At 70.3% G+C, this 23,623-nt stretch carries 27 protein-coding genes and 1 pseudogene; 5 read left to right on the top strand and 23 right to left on the bottom strand.

The genetic code is table 11. The features are described from left to right. Nucleotides 1-6: 6 nt before the first annotated feature. The 16 genes from ADK36_RS12290 to ADK36_RS46140 form a co-directional block, all read right to left on the bottom strand. Nucleotides 7-327, bottom strand: a complete 321-nt coding sequence (locus ADK36_RS12290) for a hypothetical protein (RefSeq protein ID WP_053197344.1) — start codon at nt 325-327, stop codon at nt 7-9. Next, the gene (locus tag ADK36_RS12285; RefSeq protein ID WP_159391128.1) at nt 324-554 is read right to left on the bottom strand and encodes a hypothetical protein; all 231 of its coding nucleotides are present in this window, start codon (nt 552-554) and stop codon (nt 324-326) included. Before ADK36_RS12285 ends, ADK36_RS12290 begins: the two co-directional genes overlap by 4 nt. Beyond that, nucleotides 551-1,003, bottom strand: a complete 453-nt coding sequence (locus ADK36_RS12280; protein WP_053197340.1) for a hypothetical protein — start codon at nt 1,001-1,003, stop codon at nt 551-553. Before ADK36_RS12280 ends, ADK36_RS12285 begins: the two co-directional genes overlap by 4 nt. Next, nucleotides 1,003-1,842 (bottom strand): exonuclease domain-containing protein, encoded by an 840-nt coding sequence (locus tag ADK36_RS12275; RefSeq protein ID WP_078950828.1) that lies wholly within the window; start codon nt 1,840-1,842, stop codon nt 1,003-1,005. Before ADK36_RS12275 ends, ADK36_RS12280 begins: the two co-directional genes overlap by 1 nt. Next, nucleotides 1,839-2,621 (bottom strand): ERF family protein, encoded by a 783-nt coding sequence (locus ADK36_RS12270; RefSeq protein WP_053197339.1) that lies wholly within the window; start codon nt 2,619-2,621, stop codon nt 1,839-1,841. The genes ADK36_RS12275 and ADK36_RS12270 overlap by 4 nt, the downstream gene beginning before the upstream one ends. After that, nucleotides 2,618-3,667, bottom strand: a complete 1,050-nt coding sequence (locus tag ADK36_RS12265) for a lambda-exonuclease family protein (protein WP_053197749.1) — start codon at nt 3,665-3,667, stop codon at nt 2,618-2,620. The genes ADK36_RS12270 and ADK36_RS12265 overlap by 4 nt, the downstream gene beginning before the upstream one ends. Continuing rightward, on the bottom strand, nt 3,664-4,092 hold the full coding sequence (locus tag ADK36_RS12260) for an HNH endonuclease signature motif containing protein (protein WP_053197337.1): 429 nt from the start codon (nt 4,090-4,092) through the stop codon (nt 3,664-3,666). Before ADK36_RS12260 ends, ADK36_RS12265 begins: the two co-directional genes overlap by 4 nt. Further along, nucleotides 4,089-4,310, bottom strand: a complete 222-nt coding sequence (locus ADK36_RS12255; protein WP_053197335.1) for a hypothetical protein — start codon at nt 4,308-4,310, stop codon at nt 4,089-4,091. Before ADK36_RS12255 ends, ADK36_RS12260 begins: the two co-directional genes overlap by 4 nt. Further along, nucleotides 4,307-4,537, bottom strand: a complete 231-nt coding sequence (locus ADK36_RS12250) for a hypothetical protein (RefSeq protein ID WP_053197332.1) — start codon at nt 4,535-4,537, stop codon at nt 4,307-4,309. The genes ADK36_RS12255 and ADK36_RS12250 overlap by 4 nt, the downstream gene beginning before the upstream one ends. Next, the gene (locus ADK36_RS12245) at nt 4,530-5,144 is read right to left on the bottom strand and encodes a hypothetical protein (RefSeq protein ID WP_159391127.1); all 615 of its coding nucleotides are present in this window, start codon (nt 5,142-5,144) and stop codon (nt 4,530-4,532) included. Before ADK36_RS12245 ends, ADK36_RS12250 begins: the two co-directional genes overlap by 8 nt. Next, nucleotides 5,141-5,518, bottom strand: a complete 378-nt coding sequence (locus ADK36_RS12240) for a hypothetical protein (RefSeq protein ID WP_053197328.1) — start codon at nt 5,516-5,518, stop codon at nt 5,141-5,143. Before ADK36_RS12240 ends, ADK36_RS12245 begins: the two co-directional genes overlap by 4 nt. After that, on the bottom strand, nt 5,515-5,811 hold the full coding sequence (locus ADK36_RS12235; protein WP_053197327.1) for a hypothetical protein: 297 nt from the start codon (nt 5,809-5,811) through the stop codon (nt 5,515-5,517). Before ADK36_RS12235 ends, ADK36_RS12240 begins: the two co-directional genes overlap by 4 nt. Then, entirely contained in the window at nt 5,811-6,857 is a 1,047-nt protein-coding gene (locus tag ADK36_RS12230; RefSeq protein ID WP_159391126.1) for a hypothetical protein, read from the bottom strand. Before ADK36_RS12230 ends, ADK36_RS12235 begins: the two co-directional genes overlap by 1 nt. Further along, nucleotides 6,854-7,171: a hypothetical protein gene (locus ADK36_RS12225; RefSeq protein WP_053197325.1), complete on the bottom strand. Its 318-nt coding sequence runs from the start codon at nt 7,169-7,171 to the stop codon at nt 6,854-6,856. The genes ADK36_RS12230 and ADK36_RS12225 overlap by 4 nt, the downstream gene beginning before the upstream one ends. A 90-nt stretch (nt 7,172-7,261) precedes the next feature. Beyond that, complete coding sequence (locus tag ADK36_RS12220) at nt 7,262-7,444, bottom strand: hypothetical protein (RefSeq protein ID WP_053197323.1); 183 nt, start codon at nt 7,442-7,444, stop codon at nt 7,262-7,264. Continuing rightward, nucleotides 7,441-7,734, bottom strand: a complete 294-nt coding sequence (locus tag ADK36_RS46140) for a helix-turn-helix domain-containing protein (RefSeq protein WP_078950827.1) — start codon at nt 7,732-7,734, stop codon at nt 7,441-7,443. The genes ADK36_RS12220 and ADK36_RS46140 overlap by 4 nt, the downstream gene beginning before the upstream one ends. A gap of 268 nt (nt 7,735-8,002) precedes the next feature. Between ADK36_RS46140 and ADK36_RS12210 the strand changes: the two genes are divergently transcribed. Together ADK36_RS12210 and ADK36_RS12205 are read left to right on the top strand one after the other, a co-directional pair. Then, entirely contained in the window at nt 8,003-8,413 is a 411-nt protein-coding gene (locus ADK36_RS12210; protein ID WP_234329746.1) for an XRE family transcriptional regulator, read from the top strand. A 152-nt stretch (nt 8,414-8,565) separates the two neighbouring features. Further along, nucleotides 8,566-8,817 carry a hypothetical protein gene (locus ADK36_RS12205; protein ID WP_053197317.1) on the top strand — a complete coding sequence of 84 codons (252 nt, stop codon included), beginning with the start codon at nt 8,566-8,568 and terminating at the stop codon, nt 8,815-8,817. A 64-nt stretch (nt 8,818-8,881) separates the two neighbouring features. Here ADK36_RS12205 and ADK36_RS12200 read toward each other — a convergent pair. The 7 genes and pseudogenes from ADK36_RS12200 to ADK36_RS12170 form a co-directional block, all read right to left on the bottom strand. Continuing rightward, nucleotides 8,882-9,235: pseudogene (locus ADK36_RS12200) on the bottom strand (PHP domain-containing protein); the annotation flags it as partial. A 53-nt stretch (nt 9,236-9,288) separates the two neighbouring features. Further along, on the bottom strand, nt 9,289-11,118 hold the full coding sequence (locus ADK36_RS12195) for a LamG-like jellyroll fold domain-containing protein (RefSeq protein ID WP_053197314.1): 1,830 nt from the start codon (nt 11,116-11,118) through the stop codon (nt 9,289-9,291). Nucleotides 11,119-11,152: 34 nt separating this feature from the next. Further along, the gene (locus ADK36_RS12190) at nt 11,153-14,101 is read right to left on the bottom strand and encodes a glycoside hydrolase family 2 TIM barrel-domain containing protein (protein ID WP_053197312.1); all 2,949 of its coding nucleotides are present in this window, start codon (nt 14,099-14,101) and stop codon (nt 11,153-11,155) included. Continuing rightward, on the bottom strand, nt 14,098-14,937 hold the full coding sequence (locus ADK36_RS12185) for a carbohydrate ABC transporter permease (protein ID WP_048579288.1): 840 nt from the start codon (nt 14,935-14,937) through the stop codon (nt 14,098-14,100). Before ADK36_RS12185 ends, ADK36_RS12190 begins: the two co-directional genes overlap by 4 nt. Nucleotides 14,938-14,949: 12 nt before the next feature. Next, nucleotides 14,950-15,900 (bottom strand): carbohydrate ABC transporter permease, encoded by a 951-nt coding sequence (locus ADK36_RS12180; RefSeq protein WP_048579287.1) that lies wholly within the window; start codon nt 15,898-15,900, stop codon nt 14,950-14,952. Further along, on the bottom strand, nt 15,900-17,186 hold the full coding sequence (locus ADK36_RS12175) for an extracellular solute-binding protein (protein WP_053197309.1): 1,287 nt from the start codon (nt 17,184-17,186) through the stop codon (nt 15,900-15,902). Before ADK36_RS12175 ends, ADK36_RS12180 begins: the two co-directional genes overlap by 1 nt. 60 nt (nt 17,187-17,246) lie before the next feature. Beyond that, nucleotides 17,247-18,266, bottom strand: a complete 1,020-nt coding sequence (locus tag ADK36_RS12170; protein ID WP_048579285.1) for a carbohydrate kinase family protein — start codon at nt 18,264-18,266, stop codon at nt 17,247-17,249. Between the two features lie 127 nt (nt 18,267-18,393). Between ADK36_RS12170 and ADK36_RS12165 the strand changes: the two genes are divergently transcribed. From ADK36_RS12165 to ADK36_RS12155, 3 genes are all read left to right on the top strand, one after another. Next, nucleotides 18,394-19,158: a DeoR/GlpR family DNA-binding transcription regulator gene (locus tag ADK36_RS12165; RefSeq protein WP_048579284.1), complete on the top strand. Its 765-nt coding sequence runs from the start codon at nt 18,394-18,396 to the stop codon at nt 19,156-19,158. Beyond that, entirely contained in the window at nt 19,155-20,495 is a 1,341-nt protein-coding gene (locus ADK36_RS12160; protein ID WP_048579283.1) for a 6-phospho-beta-glucosidase, read from the top strand. The genes ADK36_RS12165 and ADK36_RS12160 overlap by 4 nt, the downstream gene beginning before the upstream one ends. A gap of 81 nt (nt 20,496-20,576) precedes the next feature. Next, the gene (locus tag ADK36_RS12155; RefSeq protein ID WP_048579282.1) at nt 20,577-23,621 is read left to right on the top strand and encodes an alpha-mannosidase; all 3,045 of its coding nucleotides are present in this window, start codon (nt 20,577-20,579) and stop codon (nt 23,619-23,621) included. The last annotated feature ends 2 nt before the right edge of the window (nt 23,622-23,623 follow it).

The raw sequence follows: 23,623 nt of genomic DNA, 5'->3' as shown, positions 1-23,623 counted from the left end.
GGCTGTTCACTGGTCCCCCTGGTGGTGGTTCTGGTTGTCGCGTACGGCGTCCCACAGCCGCTCCCGCCCGGCCGCAAGGACCGGATCGGGCGAGATGTGCGGCTGCTCGTACAGGCCGTGGACCGCGGCGGCGTACGCGTCGAGGTGCGCGTCCAGCTCCTGGAGGAGACGGAGCGCGTCCGGGCCGACGTCGTGCTGCTCGGCTTCGCGGATGATCCGGTCCCGCTCCGACTCGACCCGGCGGGCGCGGCCGATCTGCCAGAACAAGGCAGTCAGCGAGAACCCGAGGACGGCGAGGAGGATGAGGGCGGCTCCGAGGGTGCTCACGACAGATCGCCCCCGTTCAGGTGCCCGAACGGGCACAGGTAGGCGTCGCCGTGCAGCGTGACCGGCAACTCCATCCCGCACGGCCCACACGTCCGAAAGGCCTGCGCGACGACCGTGTCCGGGGCGGCCGGCCACACCGGGCGGGCTGCGGGCAACCGGTGCACGCCGGTCGCCGGGAAGAGGAGGGTGGCCGCGCGGTGCAGCACCGGCCTGATCCGGTTCGTCATGACGCCCACCCCGTCTTCTTGTCGTGGCGGGTGCTCTGCCAGCCGCTGCCCGCGAGGACGGCCGGGGCGTTGAGGCCACACGCATCGTCGAGACGCTGCTGGAGACGGTCGGCGCGCTTTTTCTGCGCTCCGTAGGCGGCGAAGATGCGCTTGCCGGCGAGGCGGAGCCGGGCCACCCTGCGCTCCAGGCGGGCCGCGTACTCCGGGTCGGATTCCGTCAAGGCGCTGATGCGGCGCCCGAGTTCGAGGTTGCGGTCGTGCAGGCGCCGGTTCGCGGCGTCGGCGGTGTTGAGCTGGTTAAGGACCTGGCCGCGGTTGTACTCGGCGGTGGCTTGGGCCTGCTCGGCGTTGTCGGCGCGTTCGCGCTGCCGGTCGGTCTCGGCCGTGGCGTCGGCTTTGGCCTCGGCGACCTCGCGGCGGAGGCGGCGGGTGGTGGTGAGTCCGAACATCAGGCGTCGCCCCCCTCGACGGGGCGCAGCGGCCACGTGCCGTCGATGACCGCGTTCGGGTCGTGCTTCTCACCGGACTTCGCCGGTTCCCGCAGCCACGCCTGATAGGACTCGGCGGACTCCCGCGCCCACACCACCTGGCGGCGGTGCAGCTCCTCGACGTCCACGAACGCCAGGTCGTTGAACCGGTCATACGGGCCGCGCCGGTTACGCAGCTGCTGCACCCAGTCGGGCCGGTCCTCGGGCCGGGTGTGGGCGATCGCGCCGATCTTGTAGGCGACCCGCGCGGACTGCATGGCGTCGTACTCGGCGCCGTGGGCCTTGTCCTCTTCCCACTTCAGGCCGTACGTCTCAGCGCTCGTGCGCATCTGGTACGGGCCCTGCGTCTCTGACACCCGGCGTCGGTACGGGGCGGCGTGCTTGTCGAGGACGAGGGTGTCGACCACCCGCGTCAGGGGCTGGCGGCAGACACCTTCGAGGCTGTCGCCGAGGTGCCGGAGGCATTCGTGGTTGAGGAGGTTGAAATCGTACGAGCCGAGGTTGTGCCCAACGAGCGGGGTCCCGCCGGCCACCACCTCGGCGACCGCCTTGGCGATCTCGCCGACGGCCGCCTCGGCGGGTGTGCCGTGCTCGGCGAGGTGTTCGTCCGTGAGGCCGTGGACGGCGATCGCGCCGGGCTCCTGGGCGATGCCGGGGTTGACCAGCCACGTGCGGGTGTCGGTGGGCAGGCCACCGCCGACGAGGATGAGGGCGCAGGAGACGATGCGCGCGGTGTCGGGGGTCTTGTCGGACGCCTCGAAGTCGAGGGCGGCCATGCGCTGGAGGTGCCAGGGAGTCACTCGGCACCCCCGGCGCTGCGCTCCTTGCCGAGGCGGATGACCATGTCGCCGACACGCTCTTCCCCGCCCGTCTCATTCGTGACGAGGGCGCCGAGCTGGTTCGACTGCCGGAGCTCGTAGTAGATCTGCTTCAGCCGTCCGGCGCTGGTCTGCGGGTGGGCGATCTCGTCGAGGTACTCCACCGCCGTCCGCACCGGGGCCTCGCCGCGCTCGATGTTCGTCGCGTCCGGGTCCGTGTCGCTCGTCGGGACCAGGCCACCCAGGAACAGCAGCGAACGCAGCGACGTCGACAGCGCCTTCGCCGTGCCCTTGTCCGCCGAGTCCATCGACTCGCCCGCCGACTGCACCTCGATGCTGTCGCCGGTCGGGCCGATGATCCGGTAGGTGACGGTCGCGGTGCACTCGCGGGAGGGCTTGCCGCCGGACGTCTTCACGTCGCGGTAGGCGGTCTCGACGTGGATCGGCAAAACGAGGACGCCGTGGAGGCGGCAGGCGGGACCGAACGCGTTGAGGGCGGAGTCCACCCCGCGGAACTGGTAGCTGCCGCGTTCGCCGGGCCTGCCGTACCAGTCGCCCTTGTTGATGCCGCGCACCTCGCCCATGACACGGGACCAGGCGACCCAGACGGGGACCTTCTCCGGTCCGTCCGGGCCAGGCTCGGGAATGCCGGGGTCTTGTAGCGGGGCCGGGCTGTACGTGGGCGTCGGGGTCTGGTCGACGGCCTCGGCGCCGTCGGTTCGGCCAGCGGCCGCTGCGGCCCGCTCAGCGATCGTGCTCATGCGTTGTGCTCCTCACGGACAGAGCGGGGGATGTTGATCTGGCGGTAGACGCGGTCCTCGACGCAGTCGGCGTAGGCGTCAGGCCAGCGCTCGGCGAGCCGGTTGAGGTCGGGAGTCCTCTTGGTGCGCTCGTCGAGCGAGACGTGGAGCTTGTCGAGGACGGTGGCCGCCTCGGCTCCGGCGAGACCGGCGAGGATCCGGGCCTTCGCCGCCTTCTTCCGCTTCTCCGCGGCGGCGTAGGCCCGGTGCGCGTCGAGGTACTCCTCGACGGCCTCCTGCGTGTCCACGTCCCGGGTGATGTCGACCGTCCCGGCACGGTCCGGGTGGAGCCGCCCGTACAGGTCGAGCAGGACATCCGGGTCGGCGTCGTGCGCGAGGACCGGGGCCCGCCGCTCGACGATCTGCTGCCAGGCCCGCTCGCCGGCCGCCCGCAAGTCCTCGACGAGCTGGGCGTGGTCACGGACCCGGATGACGTACTGGCGGTAGTCGTTCCCGCCGATCAGCACGGCGGCGTGGACGTGGTCGAAGCCGCAGACGATGGCCTGCCACAGCGTCTGCACCAGCACGTCGTCGGCGACACCGGCGCGGAACTGGGAGGCCTTCATCTTGTCGCGGCACTTGATCTCGACGGCGCACTTCTCGCGGCCGTCGGCGAGCGGGCATTCCAGGACGCGGCGGTCGAGGGTGCACATCTCGTGCGGGCGGTCCACGTTGGCGACGAGGCCGACGCGACGGACGACCGACCGGTTGCGGCGGGCCCACTCGCGGGCGACGGTCTCCTCGAACGCGCGCCCCCACAGGGCGGGTTCGGAGTCGTCGCCGTCGAGCGGAAGACCGCCGGTCTTGTCGTGGTAGACGGACAGGGCGTTGCCGTAGCGGCTGATGCCGAGGATCGCGGCGATGTCCGAGGAGCCGATGCCGGAGCGGCGGGCGGTGAGCCAGTCAGCGCGGTCGGCGTCCGCGGAGAGGATGAGGCGGCCAGTCGGGGTGACCCGGCGGCCGGCGGCCGGGGCGGTGGCCCCGGCCGTCAGAGGCGTAGTCGTCATGCCGCCGCCCTTCGGCGTGCGTCGCAACGCCGCCTGGCCGCTCGCCGGCACGTGCGGCAGTCCCGCTTGCCCTGCGGCGTCACGTACGTGTTGACCTCGTCGTACACATGGCCCTGCGGGCAGTGCGTCTTACGCGAGCTGTACGGGGGAAGCACCGCCCGCCCGCGCCGAATGTTCTCGGCGATCGTCACTGGTTCCAGGTGGGCCGGGTTGAGGCAGTGCCGGACGCGGCAGAGGTGGTCGAGGACGAGCCCGTCAGGGATGGGCCCCACGAGGAGTTCATAGGCGAGCCGGTGCGCCCGGTAGTGCACGCCGTCGATGCGAACGTTGGCGTATCCCTCGCCGTTCGGCTTTGCGGTCCAGAGCCAGCAGTCGCCGGACGTATCGGTGGTCTGCATCAGTCGGGTTAGTCGGTGGTCGGTCATGCGGCGTCCTGGAAGTTGAGCGCGGTGAGGGCGTCGGCCCGCGCGAGGTTGGCGAGGAGGGCTTGGGCGGGGGTGCCGTTGAAGGCGCCGCCGTACGCGGCCTCGTGCCGGGCGGCGATCGCGCGGGCAACGGCGGCGCCGCAGCGGATCTCACCGCGCTGGATCTGACCGAGGACGCGCTCGGCGTCGGTGGTCGGCGTGACGGTGGGGAAGCTCACGGGCGGCTGTCCTCTCCGGTCGTGGGGCGGTAGACGCGACGGCCGTCGACGTCGGCAGAGACGAGGAGTCCGGCGCGGTTCAGGCCCCGGAGGTCCTTGCGTGCCGTGTTGCGGCCGTACGTCGGCCACGTCCCGGCGAGGAGCTGCTCGGCGAGCCCGGTGGTGACGGGCCGTCCGTGCTGCCTTATGGCGGCGAGGAGGTGGGCGCGGCGGGTGAGGTCACTCATCGGCGGGACCTCGCTCGGTGACGTCGGTCCAGCCGTCGAGGTCGTCACAGTCCCAGGGCTCCTCCGTCCAGCCGAAGGCGTTGCGCCAGCCCCACGCGACCCGGTAGTCCCCGCTGGGTGTGGTGGCGACGTGTTCGACGGTGAACTCGATGGGGAGGCCGTGGTGCTCGCGGGCGTAGACGTGGCCGGCTTGGAAGAAGTCGGGAGTGGTGTCCGCCCTGCTGGCCTTCTCCTCGCGGGCGGCAGCGTCATCGCTGGCGTACTCGCCGAGCAGCTTCCGAACGTCGCTCAGGTCGCCGTGCTCGGCGACCGCGTTCAGCGTTGCTACGAGGCCGCGGAGCATGGCCAACTCGCCGTCGTACGCCTGCCCGTCGGCGGCGGTCGGGCCGGGCTGCTCCGGGTTCCGGTCGTCGCGGACGGACAGCAGCACGCCGAGCGCGAAGGAGATGCCCGGCTTGTGGGCCCACTTGCGGAGGGCGGTGATGCCCTCGTCGAGGGCTTCGGCACGGTGGGCGTCCAAGGCGTCGCGCACCATGAACGGCGCCCAGACGGTCATGTCGCCCCGGTCGGTGCGGACCATGCCCGTCAGTCGCTCGCGGGCACTCATGCCGCACCCGCCTCACGCTGAGCCGGGATCGCCGCGACCGGAGCCACCGCCCGCAGCCGATCGGCCAGCCGTCCCACGGCCGCCCCGTTGAGCGGGAGTTCGTAGCCGAGCGCGGTCGTCAGTTTCTCGACGAGGAGCTGCTCGGGCTCCCACCCGTCGTGCTTGTGGGCGCGGGCGCTGCGGCGGTCCTCCTCGATCTCGACCAGCAGGTCCATGAGGTCCGCGTTGTCGGCGATCGTCTCAATCACCGCGGTGAGGTAGTGCTCGACGTCGAGCATTGCGCCGGCCGGGGTGCGGCGGACGTACAGGCGGTACGGGCCGGTGATGGTGGGGCGGCGGAAGAGGCGGTGCATGATCAGGCGGATGCGGTTCATCGGTGGCCCCCGGTCGGGATGGTGAGGATGAGGAGCGCGGCCACGGTCAGCGCGGCCTCGCGCAGGGCGTCCTGCGCGGCGCGCTGGCTGGTGGCGTACGCGCGGTTGAGGTCGTGGCCCGCGTGCACGGCGCCCTGGTGCAGGACGGCGGCGGTACGGCGTACGGCCGGGCGCGGGTCGAAGTCGCGGGCGGACTCGGACTCGACGAGCAGGTAGTACGGCACGCTGAGGGCGGCGTGGATGCTGATGGACAGGCACACGGCGCTGGCCACGTTCAGATCGGCGAGGAGCATCAACACGGGGCACCGCCCGTCTCGGGCAGGTCCCGGCCCTTGCCGTAGCCGTGGTGGACGTAGGCGTAGTGCTCGCCGTCCGGCACATCCCGCAACGCTTGCGACGGGGCCATCTGCCGCGTGATGGCGTCCGGCTCGTCCTCCCGGACCACAGCACCCGGCAACACCCGCCGAGCCTCCGCCACCGCCGACTCCGCGTCCGGCCAGCAGAACAACTCCTCATCCGACAGCACGACCGTGTACCGGAGACCCGACGTCGTCCACGCCCGGCGACCCTGACTCGTCCGGCGCGCCTCCAGAATCGCGAAGCCCTCCGCGCCCGGAGCCCGGCGGATGTACAGGCCGTAACCCGGCTCCCACACACGGAACTCGGTCGCGGCGGCCGTGAGCGCATCCAACTCGGCGATCCGGTCCCGCTGCTCCCTCAGCGCGCGGGCCGCGTCGTCGAGGGCCTCGTTCGTGACGTGCCGCTCCTTCAGTAGCTCGGCGACCTGGCCCTCAGCAGCCAGCAGATCCTCGGTGCGCGCCACCGACAGCGTCGCCAGATGCTCCGTGTGCGACGTGAACCGAGCCGCCCGCCGGGCCAGCATCCGGTCCTTGACCTGCTCATCCGTCGGCCGCTCCCACGCGTGCATCCCCGCCCCGCCGATGTAGCGGCGGCCGTGCGAGCGCTTCTCCACACCGCAGTACGTGCAGCCGTACGGCTCCGACACCCGCTCACGGATCAGGTCCCGCTCGCGGCGAGCACCAGCCGCAGCCCGCAGCGCCGCTTTCAGGGCGTCCTCAAGGCGGAACTTCTCCCTCAGGATCCGCTCGAACTCGTCCCGCGCCTCGGCCTGCGACCACGGCTCCGGGCCCACCGGCATCGGCAGCACATCCGCCGACCCCGCGATCCCGTGCTCCGCCAACTCCGCCAGCGTCGCCATCACCAGATCCGGGCAGTCCTCAACGGCCGCCAGCGCGTACAGCGCCTCCCCGCCACGCATCGCACCACGACGCGTCCACACCGTTCCGTCCGTGGTGTTCACCACCAGCGGGGCGCTCACGCGGCCACCTGCTCAGCAGCCACCGGCAGCGGCAGCAGAACCTGAACCGGCACATCCCGCCACGTCGACGCCAACACGTGCGTCCGCAACCGCTGGCCGCCACTCTCGTACGTGCTCTCGTCGGCCCGGACGCTGCCGCCCAGGAACTTCGCACAGTCCGCGAGCACCTGCATGCCGCCCTCGTGGATGAAGCCGACAAGCTGTACCCCGACCCGGCTGATCGACCAGGACATGTGCTCGGACAGTTCGGGGTGCTCCTCAAGGAGCTGCACCAGCGCGGTCGCCGCACTGAGCTGAGTAAGGTTGTCCTTCAAGGTGATCCACTCCTTCGATGGGATCTGGTGGATTGCCGAGTCGGGGGTCGCCAGACTGGGGAGTTGGGCGGCCCTTCGGCGTTTGGTGAGTCAGGCGGCGTTGGCCGCCGGCTGCGGCTTGACGGGCCCCATCGCCGAGGCGAACAGCTGCCGCAGGTGCTCCAGCTGCTCGGGCCTCAGTTCCGGCGCCTCGGCCGCACTGCGGCGGGCTTCTGCGACAGCGGCTGGCCCCAAGCGGCGCTCGGCCTCCTCGAACGAGAACTCGCCGCTCATGCCGGCACCGCAAGGATCTGCGGGGGCTCCGCGGGGGCCGGGTTGGTACGGCCGGTGTGCTCCCAAAGGACGAGGAGGTCTACTCCAAGCCGTTTGGCAATTGCCACTGCCTCGTCCTGGGTGGCGGTCTCTCGCTCGCCAGTACGCAGGTGGCCGATCTTGCTGGGGTGGCATCCGGCGGCGTCGGCGAGCTCTCGGACGCTGACCGATCGTCCGTCGCCGGTGCGCTCCATGAGCTGGACCAGCAGGTCAGCCTTGACGAGGACCATGGGGTTTTGCTGGGGACGCACGCGTTCACCTCCGTAAACGTGTTGTGCGTTTTCGTGAACAAGGCCGACAGTACATGCTCGTAGACGGCTTGTCTACGGAAACGCACAGCGCAGCTGAGATTCGGACATCACACCTTGTGGGGATGGCGCGCGCGTAGTGTTTCCGTAGACACTTTGTGCAGCGGCGTGAACGGTTGCGTTGCCTGACCTGCTATTTACTCAATGATCAATAGCGGTAACGTAGACATCAGGCGTCACGCAAGGGGAGCGAAGGGGCAGAATGCACGCCATGACAGAGCAGCGGACCGACTTCGCCGACCTCGTACGGCAGCGGCGTGCCGAACTGAACATCAGCGTCCGGAAGCTCGCTGAGCAGTCCGTTGACCCCGAAACGGGCGAGCGCCCGTTCAAGTTCGGGTGGGTCAGCAAGCTGGAGCGCGGCGAGAATACTGACGCCCCGTCCGAGGCGATCCTGCGCGCCCTCCATGTCGGTCTTGCGCTGCCGCTGCGCGTGGTTCAGGAGGCTGCGGCCGCGCAGTACCTCGGCATGCGGTCGCACGTCTGGAGTCAGGACCGGACGACGCGCGTCCTGGCGGCCCGGATTGAGGAGATGTCGGACGAGGAGCGCCGGCAGCTCGCTGAGATCGCTGAGACCTTTGCCCGTAGGCGAACGCAGAGTGACGGAAATTCGGGCGAATAGTACGACTTTCCGTTACTCATTGATTCACTCTGGTCACACCCTGATCGGTATGGCACAGTCGGTGATCCGCCTGGGGGGCGCAAACGGATCACCTCGACCGCGCGTTCGAACGTGAGAACGAGTGTGCGGCTGTGAGCAGGGAGGCAGTGCGAATGGCGGACGGGGAAGGCGTCAACACGCAGGGTGACGACGAGTCAGAAGAAGGAAAGCCGTGCGCCGAGTTCCGTATGGAGCTTGTGGACAGCCTGCCGGGGGGCCGGGCCGTCATTGGAGTCGAGCAAGAAGGCCAGTTCATGTGGCTCGCCTCGAAGGGGCACGTCAGCGAACAGGCTCGGGACGAGTTCGTGGAACAGATCGGGCGCATCGTGCGTGAACGCTGGTGGGTGCAGAACTGGCCCCGGTAGGCACGGTGTAGAACCGATTAAGCCCGCAGGTCGCTGACCTGCGGGCTTAACGGTCACTTCCGCAGAACTTCGAGTGGCCGAAGTTGGAGTGCTCGGTGAACACCATCCAGTCCAGGCCGAACTTGGCGCTCGCGGCGGCGAGTTGGGAGAAGGTGTACTTGGCGTCGTGGCTGTAGACGGAGTGGATGTGGTGGTCGCCGACGAGGTAGGCGAGGCGGGGGTCGTCGCCGCCCGGACCCCGGTCGGAGGCGGCCGAAGCCGGTGCCGCCACCGCGGGCACGGCCGCGCCGCCCAGCGCGAACGCGGCGCCGAACAGGCCCGCGCGGCGCAGGAGCCCGCGTCTGGAGACGCCCTGCGGGTCGAGGTCGGTGGCGGAGACGGATGGGTCGGCCCAGGTGGGCAGTTGCTGCTCGGTCACGGTGGTCCTCGAAGGGCGTCGGTGGCGTCGGTGAAGGGTCGTCGCGTAGGGCGTCAGTGGGACATGAAGGACCTGACGGGCAGCGCCCGTGCGACGATCCGGACGTCGCCGAGGCGGCCGTGCAGGATCTGGTCGATCTTGCCGCCGTACTCGTAGCCGCCGAGCAGCCACGGCAGCCCGACGGATGTGATGCCGGTCGAGCGTGCCTTCGGATTGCGGACCACCGGGCAGCCCTCGACGTACATCGTGGTGTGGGTGCCGTCGTTGACGACCGCCAGGTGCCACCAGGTCTCCAGCGGGGTCTCCTGGGCCCAGTTGGTGGCGATGCCCTCCTGGTTCAGCGGGCGCATCGCCCACTGCGGCTCCCGGTCGTTCGACAGGGAGAGCGTGGCGAGCGGCTCGTCCGGGTCGTCGGCGGTCTTGCCGGCGGCGCCGCCCGTGCCGGTCCGGCTCAGCAGGCCGGACCAGGCGTTGTGGTCGGGGTCCCAGTCGGAGGGGAGACGGTAGAACGCCTCGATGGTGTAACCGTCCCTGAACGTCGCCGAGTTGAGCGGCGCCCCCTCGACCGTTCGCAGGTACGCCCCCTTCAGCGGGGACTTGAAGCCCTGGAACTCCAGGCTGCCGTGGCCGGGCTGGTCGGGGTGGTGGTCCGCGGACCAGCCCAGCTCGCCGCCGCCCACCGTGACGAGCGAGAGGTCGTTGCCGCGCCCGGACAGGTCGCGGACCGTGCCGCCCTCCACCGGCTTCTCGAAGCGCCAGTACGCCACGGTGCCCGGGACCAGCATCCGCGAGGCGGGGCGCGCCGGGCGGGCGGGCAGCGGGGCGAAGCCGGAGAAGCGGTCCGCGAAGTCGATCTCGACGCTGAACCGGTCGGCGTCACCGCTGAGTTCGATCTCCTGCCGCTCCAGCTCGTTGAGGCCCTTGGCGGCCCGGCCGAGGATCCACGGGGAGACCGTCTCCACGTCGATGACGTTCCGGTCGAGGTCGAAGCGGTACAGGCGGATCATCGCCGCGCCGCCGAAGTAACGGTTCTGATAGTTCGTCAGATGCAGGTGTACGTCGTTGCCCGCCGCGTTCTTGCGGGTCGCCCGGCCGGCGGGCCAGTAGTGCCCGTTGAGGGTGAGGAAGATCTGGTCGTGGTCCTCGATCAGCCGGTCCCACAGCTGCTGCCCGTACGCCGACAGCGAGTCGTCCTCGACGACCAGCTCATGGGTGGTGAGCACGACCGGCGTCCTCGAGTGCCGGGCGAGGACGTCCTTGGCCCACGCGTAGCCCTTCGCCGACAGCCGCCAGTCCAGCGCGAGCACCATCCACTCGCGTCCGCCGGCCTTGAAGAGGTGGAAGCTGTTGTAGCCGTCGGGGGAGGCTCCGCCGAACGTCTTCTTCCCCTCGAACCGCTTGGGCCCGAAGGCGTCCAGATACGGCGTCGCACCGCGCTGATCGTCCGTCGACGACTTCACGTCGTGGTTGCCGGCGAGGACGCTGTATCCCACACCCCGCCGGTCCAGGAGCCGGAACGCCTCACTGATCGCGGCGACTTCGGGCTGGGTGCCGTTCTGGGTGAGGTCGCCCAGGTGCGACAGGAAGACGATGTTCTCCTTCCGGCCGTGCTCCAGCAGATAGCGCAGGGACGCCTCGACCGGCGCCTTGTCGATGCTCGGCCCGTCGAACAGGTACTGGGTGTCCGGCATCACGGCGAGCGTGAAGCGACGGCTGTCCGAGTCGGGCCGCCAGTCGTCCGCGGATGCCGCTTCGGCCACCGTCGGCAGCGAGACCGAGGCGGTGGCGGCGGCGCCGATCAGTGCCGTGGCCCGGAGAAAACTGCGTCTTCCGGCGCCGGCCTGCGCGGCCTCGCCCTGGTCGTGCGCATGCGAAGTACACATGGGTGCTCCATGAAGAGAGGGAGAGGAGGAGAGTTCAGAGGACGCGCAGGGTCCAGCTCCAGCGATGGACGCCCGGTGCGACGCGATAGGAGGGGAAGGTGTCGGGGCCGCACGACGCCGTGCCGAGGCCGCGGTGCGCCGCGTCGATGTGCACCACGCAGCCGGGGCGCGGCACCAGTTCGTCGTGGTGCGTGGCGGCGGTCAGGTCCTCGGCGCGGTAGCGGGTCACCGAGACCTGGCGTGGCTCGTCCAGTACCACCGTGAGGCCGGTGGCGTCCGGCGCGGACAGGGTGAACCGCCGTACGCCGTGCCGGCCGCCGCTCTCCTGCGGGCGCAGGTAGGGGGTGAACAGGTCGTCGACGGGGACGGAGTGATGGCCCACCGGAGCGCCCGCGCCGCGGTCGGGATACGACTCCCAGGGCCCCTGCCCGAACCAGTCCAGCAGGTCGAGCCCCGCGATCGTCTCGAAGACCGTGCCGACCCGTGCCACGTCGTCGAACGCCTCCGGCAGCTCGGCCTCCTCCTCGACCCGGACGCCGCCCTCGACGGGTGTGAGGACCTGCCGGTGCCGTACGACACCGGTCGTGCCCGCGGACTCGGCCTCCACCGTCAAACGCCCGGCGGCCTGCCGTACGGACACGACCTTGCGCACCAGCGCGTCGAGTCCCCAGTTCCGCCAGCGCTGCGCCATGCCGCCCAACTCGTCGTTGTCGGTGGGCGCACGCCACAGTGAGAGCGTGGGGGCCACCGTCAGCAGCGGGTGGACGAGGAGACCCTCGTCGTCCACCTCGACCTTCCCCCAGCCTTCGGCCGGGGCGACCCCCAGGGCCACGGCGGCGACCTCGACCGGAGCGGGCCCGCGCAGCCGCACCTGCGGCACGCACACCTCGGTGCCGCGCGGCGCCCACGGCTGGTCCTCGGCCACGGTCACCCGCAGCGTCAGCCACGCCTCACCGCCGTCCTCCGGCAGCGCGAACGGCAGCGGCACCGCCGCCGTCTCACCCGGGCACAGCTCGGGCAGTTCGGCCGGCGCGGTCAGCATGCGACCGTCCGCCAGCGACAGCTCCCATACGGCGGCCAGCCAGTCGAAGCCGCGGAAGTGCTGGTGGTTGGTCAGGACGACACCCTCGTGCCGGAAGCACTCGATGCGCACCGGCGCCGCGATCTCCCGGTGCTCGTGCATCGCCGGCTTGGGCGTGCGGTCGGGAAACACCACGCCGTCCGCGATGAACGCGCCGTCGTGGATCGTCTCGCCGAAGTCACCGCCGTACGCCCAGCGGTACCCGGGCGCGGCGACACCGTTGTCATAGAGCCCGGCGCCCCCACGCCCGGCCGGTCTTCCGTCACTCACGTGTTGCAGAATCCCGTGGTCCCAGAACTCCCAGATGAACCCGCCCTGAAGACCTGGGGTGGCCTCGATGGCAGCCCAGTGGTCGGCCAGCGTGCCGTTGCTGTTGCCCATGGCGTGCGAGTACTCGCACTGGATGAGCGGCTTGGTCTGCTCACCCGAGAGCGCGTGGGCGACGCAGTCCTCCAGCGGCGCGTACATCGGACAGGCGATGTCGGAGGCGAGGCCCGGGTCCGCCCAGCCGAGTTTGGCCGCCCCCTCGTACTGGATCGGCCGGGTCGGGTCGTGCCGGCGCACCCAGCCCGCCGCGGCGTCGTGGCCCGCGCCGTAGTCGGACTCGTTGCCCAGCGACCAGATGATGACCGACGGATGGTTCTTGTCGCGCAGCACCATCCGTGAGACCCGGTCCACGAAGGCGTTCAGATAGCGCGGGTCGTCGGCGATCTCGTGGGCGTGGTCGTGGGACTCGATGTCCGCCTCGTCGACGACGTAGAACCCGAGCTCGTCGGCGAGGTCGTACAGCGTCGGGTCGTTCGGGTAGTGGGCGGTGCGGATCGCGTTGAAGCCGAAGCGCTTGAGCAGGACCAGGTCGGCGCGCATGTCGTCGTACGACACCGTCCGGCCGGTCAGCGGGTGGAAGTCGTGCCGGTTCACGCCCCGGATGAACACCCGCTCGCCGTTGACCAGCAGGTCCCGGCCGACGATCTCGACGTCCCGGAAGCCGATCCGGTGGCGGGAGGTGTCGGCGACCGTGCCGTCGGCGCGGTGCAGGCGGACGGTCAGTCCGTACAGCTCGGGCGTCTCGGCGTTCCAGGCGCGCACGTCGGGGACGGTGGTGTGCAGCCGTACCTCGCCCAGGAAGTCGGAGACCCGCTCGTCCTCGATGTTGGCCTGGTCGAACTCCGCGTCCTGGACGATGAGTTCACCGTCCAGCTCGCCGGTGACGTACCACCCGTCGGGCAGCGCGCCGCCGCTGTCCCGCACCCGGCAGTCGACCCGCAGCTCACCGCTGTACGCGGCCCGCACGGTCACGTCCGCGAGATGCAGGGGGTCCCGTGCGTACAGCAGCACCGAGCGGGTGATCCCGCCGTGCCACCAGTGGTCCTGGTCCTCGATGTGCGAGGCGTCGGACCATTTGACGACGGTGAGCCGCACGGTCGCGGGCGAGCCGGGGTGCACGGCCCCCGTCAGATCGAACTCGGCGGCCAGATGGGAGTCCTTGGAGATGCCCACCGGCCGCCCGTCCACATGCACCAGCAGCACGCTCTCGGCGGCCCCGACCTGGAGCACGATCCGGCGTCCGGCCCACTCGGCGGGGACGTCCACCTCGCGCTCGTACACGCCCGTCGGGTTGGCGGCGGGGGAGTGGGGCGGGAACTCGGCGAAGGGCATCCGGACGTTGAGGTACCGCGGAAGGTCGTCGGTGCCCTGCATGGTCCAGACACCGGGTACGTGCGCCGCCGACCACGCACCGCCGACCGGCGCGTCCGGAGCGGACAGCAACTGGAAGCGCCAGTCGCCGTCCAGGGGGAGTGCTCCGGAGCGCCGGTCGACGGCGTTCATGGGCAGCCGTCCCCAGGAGGTCACCTCGGGTGCCTCCCAGGGGCGCAGGGCGAGCAGCGGATCGCTCGTCATCCGCGGACGGCTCCCTTCGCGAGGTCGCCGATGATCTGCTTGGCGCCGATCGCGAACACGATCAGCAGCGGGACGAGGGCGAGCAGGGCGCCGGTCATCACGATGCCGTAGTCGGTGGTGCCGTGGGTGCCGTTGAGCTGGGAGAGCGCGACCTGAAGGGTCACGTTGTCCGGGTTGGTGAGGGCGATCAGGGGCCAGGCGAAGTCGTTCCACTGGCCCATGAAGGTGAAGATGCCGAGGAACGCGAGGCCGGGGCGGACCACTGGCAGCGCCACGTGCCAGTACTGGCGCAGGAAGTTCGCGCCGTCGAGCTTGGAGGCGTCGAGCAGTTCGTCGTGGATGGCGGTCTTCATGTACTGGCGCATCCAGAAGATGCCGAAGGCGTTGGCCGCGGCCGGCACGATCAGCGCGGTCATCGAGCCGATCCAGCCGATCTTCGCCATGACGACGAACTGCGGGATCACCGACAGCTGCGCGGGCACCATGAAGATGAGCATGAGCAGGCCGAACAGCAGCCCCTTGCCGGGGAACTCGAACTTGGCGAAGACGAAGGCCGCCAGCGAGTCGAAGAGCAGGACCAGGAAGGTCACCGACACCGCGACCAGCAGCGAGTTCAGCATCGACCCGAAGAAGTCGACGGCGTCGAAGAGGTTGCGGACGTTCTCCAGGAAGTGCGTGCCCGGCAGAAGCTTCGGCGGGTACGAGAAGATCTCCGACGAGCTGTGCGTCGACATGATCACGGCCCAGTAGAACGGGAAGGCCGAGATCAGCGTGCCGATGATCAGCGGGAGGTGCAGCGCGATCCCTCTGCGGCGGGATCCCTTGATGGAAGACATGATGCGCTCCTCCTACTCGCCCCGGCGCTGCACGAGGCGCCAGTTGATGATCGAGAAGAGCACGACGACGAGGAAGATGCCCCAGGCCACCGCGGCTCCGTACCCGAAGTCGTTGTTGTCGAAGGTCTGCTGGAAGAAGTAGAGGACCATCGTCTGGCCCGAGTGGCCCGGACCGCCCGCGAACGTCGAGTCGTTGGACGAGGTCTGGAGCAGGACCTGCGGTTCGGAGAAGCTCTGCAGGCCCGTGACCGTCGAGACGACGAGCACGAACAGCAGCGTGGGCCGCAGCAGCGGCAGCGTGATCCGGAAGAAGGTCTGGACGGGGCCGGCGCCGTCCATGCGCGCCGCCTCGTACAGGTCGCTCGGGATGGTCTGGAGTCCGGCGAGGAAGATGATGGCGTTGTACCCGGTCCACTGCCAGGTCATCAGCGCCGCGATGGTGACCTTGATGCCCCAGGGCGTGTTCAGCCAGGCCACCTGGTCGAGCCCCACTCCCTCCAGAACGGCGTTCACCATGCCGTTGTTGGTGGCGAAGATCGAGCCGAAGACGATCGCGATCGCGACGACCGAGGTGACGTTCGGCAGGAAGTAGGCGACGCGGTACAGGCCCTTGAACCGGACCGCGGAGTTGAGCATCACGGCCGTGATCATCGCCAGGAAGATCATGGGGAAGGTGGCCAGTGCCCAGATGGCGACCGTGTTGCCGATCGAGTTCCAGAAGTCGCTGTCGCTCAGCAGGTACTGGTACTGCGAGAGCCCGGCCCACTCCATCGAGCCGAGGCCGTCCCAGCGGTGGAAGGACAGGTAGAGCGAGAAGCCGACCGGGAACAGGCCGAAGCCGAGGAAGATCAGGTAGAAGGGCGAGATGGCGGCGTAGAGGTGCCAGTACTTGCGGAAGCCCTTCTTCGGGCGTGCCGGGGAGGGCTGGGCCACGACGGGCGGGGTCTGTTCGAGGACGGCCATCAGTAGCTCACCCCCAGGTGCTTCGCGATGCGACGGCATTTGCTCATGGCGTCACTCCAGGCCTTCTTGGGGTCCTTGCCGAGGACGCCGACGTTCTTGATCTCATCCTTGAGGGGCTGCCCGAGAGCTATGTCGAACGGGCTGTTGTAGGCGACCACGATCTTCTGCGCGGCCGGCCCGAAGACGTCCGTCGTGACCTGCCCGCCGAAGAACTCGTCCGGTTCCCGCATCTGCTTCAGGTCGTACGAGGCGGGCGTGGAGGGGAAGAGGCCCGCGTCGACGTAACCCTGCGCCTGGTTGGCCGCGTTGAGGATCCAGGTGATGATCTCGAAGGCCTGCTCGGGTTCCCGGCACGCCTTGGTGATCGACAGGAACGAGCCGCCGCTGTTGGCGGGCCGCACGGGCATCTGCGCCACCCGCCACCTGCCCTTGGTCTTCGGCACGCCGTTCTTGATGTCGAAGCTGGCCCAGGAGGCGTTCAGCTGGCTCGGCAGCTTGCCGTCCTGGATGGCCGACTGCTGGTCCGGGGTGCCGCTGACCAGGTTCGAGACGATCCCACGCCGCTTGGCTTCCACGGCGAGCGCCCAGGCCCGCCGCACATGGTCCTGGTCGCCGATGAAGTGGCGGTCCTTGTCGACGTACCGCTGCGCGCCCTGCTGCACGATGTTCTCGAAGACCGAGTTGACGTCGGTGAGCAGCTTGGCCCCCGGGACGCGCTTGCCGAGCCGCACGCCCGCGTCGAAGAACTTCTCCCAGGTGTCGAGCTCCTTCGACACGTCGTCGGGCTCGTACGGCAGCCCGGCCTTGCGGAAGATCTCGAACTGGTAGTAGTGCGCGACCGGCCCGCAGTCGATCGGGAAGCCGACCATCGTGCCGTCGTCGGCGATGCCCTGGTCCCACTTCCAGGACAGGTACTGGTCCTTGTACTTCTCCGCGCCCAGCGTCCGCAGATCGATGAACTGGTCCGCGTTCGGCAGGTAGGCGGCCATGTCCTCGCCCTTGAGCCCCGCGATGTCGGGGATGTGGGCCCGGCCGGTGATGGTGGTGATGAGCTTCGAGCGGTACTGGCCGCCGATCTGGATGGCGTCGAGGGCCACGGAGCGGTCGTAACGCGCCTTGGCGTTCTTGACGACCGTGTCGCTCAGTCCGCCGCTCCAGTACCACAGGACCATGTTCCGGCCGGTCGAGCCGGTCGGAACGGCACAGCCGGACGCCAGGCCGCCGAGCGCCGTGGCGGCCGTACCGGCCAGGCCCGCGCGGAGCAGGCCTCTTCGTGAGAGCCGCACAGCTCCCACCGCCTTTCGGATCTTTTCGGGACTTCGCATGAGAGGGGCGTGGGGGGGAGGTCAGTTCTGCCGTGCGGGCGGGGTCACGGGGGCGTACGCGACGGGCGGCCCCGGATTCTGGGGGAGCCGGTCCGCCAGGAAGCCGTACGCCCGCTTCAGCTCGGGATCGGTCAGGGAGCGCCACCAGCGGTCGACGCCGTACCAGCCGGGGGCCGCGAGGGCGCCGCCGTGCCGCTGGACCGACAGGCCGGCGGCCAGTACGGCGAACCGGAGCCGTTCCTCCAGCGACCAGCCGCCCAGCGAGGCCGCGACGAAGCTCGCCCCGAACACGTCCCCGGCGCCCGTCGCGTCGAGGACGTCGACGTCCAGGGCGGGCACTTCGGCGTACTCGCCGGTCGTCTGGTCGACGGCGACGGCGCCGTCGCCGCCGCGTGTCACCACGGCCACCGGCACCAGCTCGCTGAGCGTGCCGAGGGCCGCGGCCGCGCTGTCGGTGCGGGTGTAGGCCATGGCCTCGGTCTCGTTGGGGAGGAAGGCATGGCACAGGGAGAGCTGGTCGAGCAGGTCGGTGGACCACTGCTGGCTGGGGTCCCAGCCGACGTCGGCGTAGATCTGGGTGCCGTTCGCGGCGGCCTTGGCCAGCCACGCGCGTGGTTCGGCCTCGATGTGGACGAGGGCCGTGCGCGCCTCGGGCGGGTCGCCCATCAGCGCGTCCTGTGAGTACGGGGGCTCCTGGCCGTGGGTGACGAGGGCCCGGTCGTGGCCGTAGGCGAGGGAGACGGTGACCGGGGTGGGCCAGCCGTCCGCCGTGCGGGAGAGCGAGAGGTCGATGTCCTCCTGGTCGCACAGGACGTCCCGGCACCACTCGCCGTAGAGGTCGTCGCCGAACACCGTGGCCAGCGAGGTCCGCAGGCCGAAGCGGGCGGCGGCCACCGCCAGGTTGGCGATGCCGCCCGGGCCGCAGCCCATGCCGCCCGTCCAGATCTCCTCGCCCGGGGTCGGCGGCTTCCCGAGCCCTGTGAGGACGAGGTCGTAGAAGAGCAGCCCGGTCAGCAGCACATCGGGCCGGTCGTCGTCCACCGCAACGTCCTCTCGTCAAAACTCTTCATTTCGGTGAGCGGAATCGTGCGCCGATCGGAGAGATTGGTCAATACCCGAGCAGAAATGAGCATGGCGATGATTGAAGATGACGAGTAGTGTTCACGTCGTGCTGGCAGAACGACGACACCAACTCATCCTGCGGGCCCTGCGCGCCGGTGGCCCCGCGGCCGTGACCGATCTCTCCGAACAGCTGGGTGTGAGCCCCGCCACGATCAGGCGTGACCTGGTCAAACTCGAGGAGGACGGTCTGCTCACGCGGGTGCACGGCGGCGCGGTCGTGGAGGAGGGCGACCAGCCCTTCGCCGAGGTCGCCGAGATGCGCGTGCCCGAGAAGGACGCCATAGCCGCGCACGCCGCGGCGATGATCGAAGATGGTCAGTCGGTGCTGCTCGACATCGGTACCACCGCCTTCCGGCTGGCCCGCCAGCTGCACGGCCGCCGGCTCACCGTGATCACCAGCAACCTGGTGGTCTACGAGGAGCTCGCCGACGACGAGGGCATCGAGCTGGTGCTGCTCGGCGGCATGGTCCGCCGCGAGTACCGCTCCCTGGTCGGCTTCCTCACCGAGGACAATCTGCGCCAGCTGCATGCCGACTGGCTCTTCCTGGGCACCAGTGGGGTGCGGCCGGGCGGGCAGGTGATGGACACGACGGTCGTCGAGGTGCCGGTCAAGCGGGCCATGATCAAGGCCGGCGAGAAGGTCGTGCTGCTCGCCGACGCGGCGAAGTTCCCGGGTACGGGAATGGCGAAGGTGTGCGGTCCGGATGACCTGGACGTGGTGGTGACGAACGCGCCGGTCGACGCGGCGACCCGGTCCTCCCTGGAGGAGGCGGGCGTCGAGGTGGTCGTGGCAGGAAAGGTTCAAGCGTGAGACTGACGATTCTGGGCGGCGGCGGATTCCGTGTGCCGCTCGTGTACGGGGCACTCCTGACGGACCGCGCCGAAGGCCGGGTCACCCATGTCGTACTGCACGACCTGGACGACCGGCGGCTCTCCGCGGTGACCCGCGTGCTCGCCGAGCAGTCGGCCGGGGTGCCCGACGCGCCCGAGGTGACCGCCACGACCGACCTGGACGAGGCGCTGCGCGGCGCCGACTTCGTCTTCTCGGCGATCCGCGTCGGCGGCCTGGAGGGCAGGGCGAACGACGAGCGGGTCGCGCTCGCCGAAGGCGTCCTCGGCCAGGAGACGGTCGGCGCGGGCGGCATCGCCTACGGCCTGCGGACCGTCCCGGTCGCCGTCGACATCGCCCAGCGGGTGGCCCGGCTCGCCCCCGACGCCTGGGTCATCAACTTCACCAACCCGGCGGGCCTGGTCACCGAGGCCATGTCCCGCCACCTCGGCGACCGCGTCATCGGCATCTGCGACTCACCGGTCGGCCTCGGCCGCCGTATCGCCCGGGTGCTCGGCGTCAAGAACCCGGGCGAGGCGTGGATCGACTACGTCGGCCTCAACCACCTCGGCTGGGTCCGCGGCCTGCGCGTCGCCGGCCGCGACGAACTCCCGCGCCTGCTCGCCGACCCCGACCTGCTCGGCTCCTTCGAGGAGGGCAAGCTCTTCGGCGTCGACTGGCTCCGCTCGCTCGGCGCGATCCCGAACGAGTATCTGCACTACTACTACTTCAACCGGGAAGCCGTCCGCGCCTACCAGCACGCAGAGAAGACCCGCGGCGCCTTCCTCGCCGACCAGCAGGCGCACTTCTACCAGGAGGTCGAGCGGTCGGACGCCTCCGCCCTGGAGATCTGGGACCGCACCCGCGCCGAGCGCGAGGCCACCTACATGTCCGAGAACCGGGAGACGGCCGGCGCCGGCGAGCGCGACGCCGACGACCTCTCCGGCGGCTACGAGAAGGTGGCGCTCGCACTGATGCGGGCCATCGCCCGTGACGAGCGCACGACCCTGATCCTCAATGTCCGCAACCAGGGCACGCTCTCGGTGCTCGACTCCGAGGCCGTCATCGAGGTGCCCTGCCTGGTCGACGCCAACGGCGCCCACCCGGTCGCCGTCGCCCCGCTGCCCGACCATGCCACCGGCCTCGTCTGCTCGGTCAAGGCGGTCGAGCGGGAGGTGCTGGCCGCCGCCGAGTCGGGTGCCCGGGCCACGGCGGTGAAGGCCTTCGCGCTGCACCCCCTGGTCGACTCGGTCAACGTCGCCCGCAGGCTGGTCGAGGGCTACACCGGGGTCCATCCCGGGCTCGCGTACCTTAGGTAGCGCGCGCCCCGGAAAGCGCTTCCAGTCCCTCGCCTCCTCCCTCGCTTCCCCCTCCGTTCTCTCCCTCCCTGGAGACCTCTCATGCACGACGAACGCCGCCGGATCGAGGAACGCGTCGAGCGCGTCCACAACCAGCGCATCAAGCCCGCGATCTACGCGGCCACCGTCCCCTTCGAGGTCGAGGCCTGGCAGGCGCCGGGTGAGCCGGTCTCCTTCGAGGAGGCCGCGGCCGCCCGCTACACGCCCTTCGCGATGGACACCCCGTGGGGCCCGCCCTGGGGCACGACCTGGTTCCGGATGCGCGGCCGGGTGCCCGCCGAGTGGGCCGGACGGCGCGTCGAGGCGGTCATCGACCTCGGCTTCGTGGGGGACTGGCCCGGCAACCAGGCCGAGGCCCTGGTCCACCTGCCCGACGGCCGGCCCCTGAAGGCGGTCAACCCGCTCAACCAGTACGTGCCCATCGGCAACCCGGTCGCGGGCGGCGAGGAGATCGACTACCTGGTCGAGGCCGCCTCCAACCCGGACATCCTGGCCGACAACTTCTCGAGGACGACCCCGCTCGGCGACATCCTCACGGCGGGCGACAAGCCCCTCTACACCTTCCAGCGCGCCGACATCGCCGTCCTGGACGAGGAGGTCTGGCACCTCGACCTGGACCTCCAGGTGCTGCGCGAGCTCATGGTCCACCTCGGCGAGCACGAGCCGCGCCGCCACGAGATCATGCACGCCCTCGACCGGGCCATGGACGCCCTCGACCTGGACGACGTCTCCGGCAGCGCCGCGGCCGTCCGCGAACTGCTCGCGCCCGTCCTGGCCCGCCCCGCGCACGCCAGCGCGCACACCATCTCCGGTGTCGGCCACGCCCACATCGACTCGGCCTGGCTCTGGCCGATCCGCGAGACAAAGCGCAAGACGTCCCGCACCTTCTCCAACGTCACCTCGCTGGCCGACGAGTACGACGACTTCATCTTCGCCTGCTCGCAGGCCCAGCAGTACGAGTGGGTGCGCGACAACTACCCGCACGTCTGGGCCCGCATCCAGGAGTCCGTGAAGAAGGGCCAGTGGGCGCCGGTCGGCGGCATGTGGGTCGAGGCCGACGGCAACCTGCCCGGCGGCGAGGCCATCGCCCGCCAGCTCGTCCACGGCAAGCGGTTCTTCATCGAGCACTTCGGCGTCGAGACCAAGGGCGTCTGGCTGCCGGACTCCTTCGGCTACACCGCCGCCTACCCGCAGCTCGCCAAGCTCGCCGGCAACGAATGGTTCCTGACCCAGAAGATCTCCTGGAACCAGACCAACAAGTTCCCCCACCACACCTTCTGGTGGGAGGGCATCGACGGCACCCGCATCTTCACCCACTTCCCGCCGGTCGACACCTACAACGCCCGCTTCAGCGGCGAGGAGATGGACCGCGCCGTCCGCAACTACTCGGAGAAGGGCGGCGGTACGCGCTCCCTGGCCCCCTTCGGCTGGGGCGACGGCGGCGGCGGCCCCACCCGCGAGATCATGGAACGCGCGCGCAGGCTCGCCGACCTGGAGGGCTCGCCCAAGGTCGTCGTCGAGCACCCCGACGAGTTCTTCGCCAAGGCCCGCGAGGAGTACCCGGACGCCCCGGTCTGGGTCGGCGAGCTCTACCTGGAGCTGCACCGCGCCACCTACACCTCCCAGGCCCGCACCAAGCAGGGCAACCGCCGCTCCGAACACCGCCTCCGCGAGGCCGAGTTGTGGGCGACGACGGCCGCACTCCACGCGCCGGGCTACTCCTACCCGTACGAGAAGCTCGACCGGCTCTGGAAGACGGTGCTGCTGCACCAGTTCCACGACATCCTGCCGGGCTCGTCGATCGCTTGGGTACACCGCGAGGCCGAGGCCGAATACGCCCGTGTCGCCGAGGAGTTGGAGGCGCTGACGGCCGAGGCGGTCGCGGCGCTGGGCGGCGGCGCGGCAAGGGTCTTCAACACCAGCCCGTTCGACCGGGCCGAAGTGGTCCGTACGGCCGAGGGTGCCACGGCCTATGTGGAGGTGCCCGCCAACGGCAGCGCCCCGCTGACCGACGCCGAGCCCGCACAGCCGGTCCGGGTCTCCGGCCGTGTCCTCGACAACGGCCTGGTGCGCGTGGAGGTGGCGCAGGACGGCACCCTGTCGTCCGTCCTCGATCTGCGGGCCGACCGGGAGGTGCTCGGCGACAAGGGCAACCTGCTCCGCCTCCACACCGACCTCCCGAACTACTGGGACGCCTGGGACATCGACAAGCACTACAAGAACCGGTACACGGACCTCCTGGAGCCCTCGTCGGTCGAGGTCGTCTCCGAGGACCCGCTGCTGGGCGCGATCCGTGTGACGCGGTCCTTCGGCAGGGGCTCGACGATCATCCAGACCATCACCCTGCGCGCCGGCAGCCCGCGCATCGACTTCGAGACCGAGATCGACTGGCACGAGGCCGAGAAGATCCTCAAGGCCGCCTTCCCGGTGGACGTCCGGGCCGCGCACTCCTCCGCGGAGATCCAGTTCGGCCACATCCAGCGGCCCACGCACACCAACACCAGCTGGGAGGCGGCCCGTTTCGAGGTCTCCGGCCACCGCTGGGTGCACGTCGGTGAACCGGGCTACGGCGTCGCCGTGCTGAACGACTCCACCTACGGCCACGACGTCTCCCGTACGGTCCGTGAGGACGGCGGTACGACGACCACGGTCCGGCTCAGCCTGGTCCGCGCCCCGCGCATCCCGGACCCGGAGGCCGACCAGGGCAAGCACCGCTTCACCTACTCGCTGCTGCCCGGCGCGAGCATCGAGGACACCGTCGCCGAGGGCTACTCCCTCAACCTCCCGCTCCGGGTCGCGGACGCGGCCGGCGCGCCCGAGCCGGTCGTCTCGGTCGACGGCGAGGGCGTGACCGTCGAGGCGGTCAAGCTCGCCGACGACGAGTCCGGTGATGTCGTGGTGCGTCTCTACGAGTCGGGCGGCGGCCGCGCGCAGGGCGTGTTGCGCACCGGCTTCCCGCTGGCCGGCGCCCAGGTCACCGACCTGCTGGAGCGCCCGCTGGAGGAGACGGTCGAGGTCTCCGACGGCGGGGTGGCGGTCTCGCTGCGCCCCTTCCAGGTGCTGACGCTCCGGCTCCGGAGGGGCTGACC

The sequence above is a fragment of the Streptomyces viridochromogenes genome, from assembly GCF_001270495.1.
Lineage (GTDB): Bacteria > Actinomycetota > Actinomycetes > Streptomycetales > Streptomycetaceae > Streptomyces > Streptomyces viridochromogenes_A.
Note: the sequence above shows the minus strand (reverse complement) of the source record. Positions and strands in the feature narration are given on the sequence as shown.

What these genes read in the sequence shown, in the direction of transcription:
- ADK36_RS12285 (WP_159391128.1), bottom strand. Translation starts at nt 554, where the DNA reads ATGACGAACCGGATCAGGCCGGTGCTGCACCGCGCGGCCACCCTCCTC.
- ADK36_RS12280 (WP_053197340.1), bottom strand. Translation starts at nt 1,003, where the DNA reads ATGTTCGGACTCACCACCACCCGCCGCCTCCGCCGCGAGGTCGCCGAG.
- ADK36_RS12270 (WP_053197339.1), bottom strand. Translation starts at nt 2,621, where the DNA reads ATGAGCACGATCGCTGAGCGGGCCGCAGCGGCCGCTGGCCGAACCGAC.
- ADK36_RS12265 (WP_053197749.1), bottom strand. Translation starts at nt 3,667, where the DNA reads ATGACGACTACGCCTCTGACGGCCGGGGCCACCGCCCCGGCCGCCGGC.
- ADK36_RS12260 (WP_053197337.1), bottom strand. Translation starts at nt 4,092, where the DNA reads ATGACCGACCACCGACTAACCCGACTGATGCAGACCACCGATACGTCC.
- ADK36_RS12250 (WP_053197332.1), bottom strand. Translation starts at nt 4,537, where the DNA reads ATGAGTGACCTCACCCGCCGCGCCCACCTCCTCGCCGCCATAAGGCAG.
- ADK36_RS12245 (WP_159391127.1), bottom strand. Translation starts at nt 5,144, where the DNA reads ATGAGTGCCCGCGAGCGACTGACGGGCATGGTCCGCACCGACCGGGGC.
- ADK36_RS12240 (WP_053197328.1), bottom strand. Translation starts at nt 5,518, where the DNA reads ATGAACCGCATCCGCCTGATCATGCACCGCCTCTTCCGCCGCCCCACC.
- ADK36_RS12235 (WP_053197327.1), bottom strand. Translation starts at nt 5,811, where the DNA reads ATGCTCCTCGCCGATCTGAACGTGGCCAGCGCCGTGTGCCTGTCCATC.
- ADK36_RS12220 (WP_053197323.1), bottom strand. Translation starts at nt 7,444, where the DNA reads ATGAGCGGCGAGTTCTCGTTCGAGGAGGCCGAGCGCCGCTTGGGGCCA.
- ADK36_RS12210 (WP_234329746.1), top strand. Translation starts at nt 8,003, where the DNA reads ATGACAGAGCAGCGGACCGACTTCGCCGACCTCGTACGGCAGCGGCGT.
- ADK36_RS12205 (WP_053197317.1), top strand. Translation starts at nt 8,566, where the DNA reads ATGGCGGACGGGGAAGGCGTCAACACGCAGGGTGACGACGAGTCAGAA.
- ADK36_RS12195 (WP_053197314.1), bottom strand. Translation starts at nt 11,118, where the DNA reads ATGTGTACTTCGCATGCGCACGACCAGGGCGAGGCCGCGCAGGCCGGC.
- ADK36_RS12190 (WP_053197312.1), bottom strand. Translation starts at nt 14,101, where the DNA reads ATGACGAGCGATCCGCTGCTCGCCCTGCGCCCCTGGGAGGCACCCGAG.
- ADK36_RS12185 (WP_048579288.1), bottom strand. Translation starts at nt 14,937, where the DNA reads ATGTCTTCCATCAAGGGATCCCGCCGCAGAGGGATCGCGCTGCACCTC.
- ADK36_RS12180 (WP_048579287.1), bottom strand. Translation starts at nt 15,900, where the DNA reads ATGGCCGTCCTCGAACAGACCCCGCCCGTCGTGGCCCAGCCCTCCCCG.
- ADK36_RS12155 (WP_048579282.1), top strand. Translation starts at nt 20,577, where the DNA reads ATGCACGACGAACGCCGCCGGATCGAGGAACGCGTCGAGCGCGTCCAC.